Here is a 2,548-nt window from a genome sequence, read left to right on the forward strand (position 1 = left end):
GAATACTTGTTGTAAGGCATTTTTGTCTCCATTTACCAAAGCATTTTTTCTGAGATTTGTTTTTATTTTTATTTTCTTTCCTTTTAAAGAATGTTCTATAAATTCAAGGGTTTGCCTTAGAATATCTTTAATATTTATAACCTCTAACTTATGATAAGAAGGTTTAGAGTAATTTAGTACTCTATCAATAATATTTCTGGCTCTTTCGGAATGGGTTTCTATTTTTTCCGAAAACTCTATAATCTTATTATCGTTAAGTTTTTTTGCTTTGCTTTTAATTCTATAAGCTGAAGCTGATATAGCAGTCAAAGGATTTTTAATTTCATGGGCTAAAGCAGCCGCCATCTTACCAATTACTGCAAGTTTTTCTGTTTCTATTATTTGTGCTTCTAATTTCTCTTTTTCTGTAATGTCCTCAATTATTAATACTATTTTGGGTGTATCTATACTTTCATCTGGACTTGATTGTGTATATAAAGGCAGAGCCTTTATTCTGTAAATAAAACCTTGCTTGTTAATAGAAGATAAGATTGTTTCAAAAGCTTTATTTTTTTCTATTACTTCTTTAAAGTCTTTTTCAAGATGTCTAAGCTCTGGTATACTTTCAAATAGATTATTACTTTCCAAATCAGACATTTCTTTAAATCTTTTGTTTGATGTTTTTATATTGAAATTTTCATCTAAAACAGCAATTCCTATGTCAAGAGATTCAAACGTTTTATATGTTAGCTCTTCAAGCTTTATCAAATCTTCAAAATGAACGATATTGGCAACTGCTGTTGCAACAGAATTAGCGTATGTTATTAGATATTCTGTTTCTTTTGCAGAAACACCTTCTTTTTTATAAACTGCTAAAAATCCAAGTTTTTCATTAGAAACTTTTAAAGGTATTATTATATATTTATCTTCTTCATTTATGTTAACTTTATTTAGCTTCTCGGTGGTTATGTTTTCTACTATAAGTTTGTAATTTGGGAAAAATCCTAATTTTTTAAAAATCTTACGTGGAAATATAGAAATTATTACTCCTGTATAACCTAAGTCTAACAGACCCTTTACAACCCTTTCTGCCATTGCTTCAAGGTCAGTAGTAGATACCGTATAATTACTTAGCTTGAAAATTTCCTTTAATTTTTTAGAACTTATAGCTATATTGTCATCCACTTGCAGTAATTTTTTTTGAACTTCTGTATTCACAGCCCTGTCAAGTAGTCTTTTGTATTCAGAGCTTTCTTTTTCAAGTTTCAATTTATATTCTAAAAGTGATAAGAATAGAAAATAAAAAGAGTAAACTGATAAAAGCATAAAGAATAGATATAAATTATAGTAGTATGAAATTATTAAAGACATAGAAAAAATGTTGAAAATTAAAAAATCAATCTTTGAGCTGTACTGTCTTAAGGATAAGGTAGTAATTGCTATTGGTATAATTATGTCAAATTTGGCTTCTTTGCTTCCCAGAAAATATAGTATATCAAGCATAAAAAACCAAAAAGTACTGAAGATTGTATGTTTTATGTTTCCCCTAAGAAAGTATATATGAATTGAAAATAGGTATATTATTACAAATAAAAGAGATATTCTTGGTTCTTTATAAGAATAAATAAGTACAGCTACAAAATAAAATAAGGAAGCAAAAAGTAAATTTTTAGGAATTTTCTCATTTAAAATTTTCAAAAAAATCAAAAATATAATCCATGGGAATATCCCAAGTAAAACCATTAAATTTGTACCTCTGTAATTTCTAAGCTGTAGCCGTCATCTATTTTTTCTAAAATACCTTTTCCTATTATTTTATTGTTTTGAATCAGTTCTACTTCAATCTTTTCATTTTCTGAAAGTAAAAACTGACTACCGCTTCCAACACTTTCAATAAAATCTAATGGAACTTTCTTTTTCAAAACTCTGATAACTACATTTTTTAAGCTAATTTTATCTTCTACAGAAGATAATTTACTTTCTTCATTTTTATTAACAGGTTTATTTTCTGGTATTAAAATCGCATTTTTAAAAACATCTCCATTAATTTCAACATCTATTGATAGTCCTTCAAAATTTCTTATGTCATTGATTATTTCATTGTATGAAGGGGGATTATTATACAAATCTGAAAATAGATTTTCTGCCCACTTTGAGCCATGAGAAAAAATTGCCATAACAAAGAACTCGCTTTTTACAAAAAGGCTGTTGTGTTCATCTTTTAAAAGGTAATACTCATCAGATATAGTTTCTTTTATCCTTTTTATGTTTACTTTAGAAAAGTATTTTTCAATCTCTTTCATATGATTTTTATATTAAAATCTATATTTTTTAAAACTTGCTGTTTTTTATTTATATGTATAGGATTTGAAATTATCTGCACATTTACGTTTAATTTCTTTTTCAATTTTCTTATTCTGTCCCTTTCTTGAGATGTAGGATTTAACACTATCCATTTTGATATTGCTTCGGATATAAGTAAATCCTCTTCTAAATAAATTCTAAATTTAGAAGCCTTTTCACCTACGTATATTTCAAACGAATATTCAATGATATTATCAGAGTAAAA

3 protein-coding genes are annotated in these 2,548 nt (G+C 26.5%); all 3 read right to left on the minus strand.

Going from position 1 to position 2,548, the window contains the following annotated elements:
* A partial coding sequence (locus tag HG1285_RS04770) for a histidine kinase dimerization/phospho-acceptor domain-containing protein (RefSeq protein ID WP_008288561.1) occupies positions 1-1,722 on the minus strand: 1,722 nt, incomplete at its 3' end.
* Positions 1,722-2,282, minus strand: a complete 561-nt coding sequence (locus HG1285_RS04765) for a hypothetical protein (RefSeq protein ID WP_008288562.1) — start codon at positions 2,280-2,282, stop codon at positions 1,722-1,724. The genes HG1285_RS04770 and HG1285_RS04765, both read right to left, overlap by 1 nt.
* A partial coding sequence (locus HG1285_RS19800) for a hypothetical protein (protein WP_008288563.1) occupies positions 2,279-2,548 on the minus strand: 270 nt, incomplete at its 5' end. The genes HG1285_RS19800 and HG1285_RS04765, both read right to left, overlap by 4 nt.

Source organism: Hydrogenivirga sp. 128-5-R1-1 (assembly GCF_000171895.1).

Bases quoted from the DNA above. Each gene is read 5' to 3' on its own strand.
- HG1285_RS04765 (WP_008288562.1), bottom strand. From the start codon at position 2,282: ATGAAAGAGATTGAAAAATACTTTTCTAAAGTAAACATAAAAAGGATA.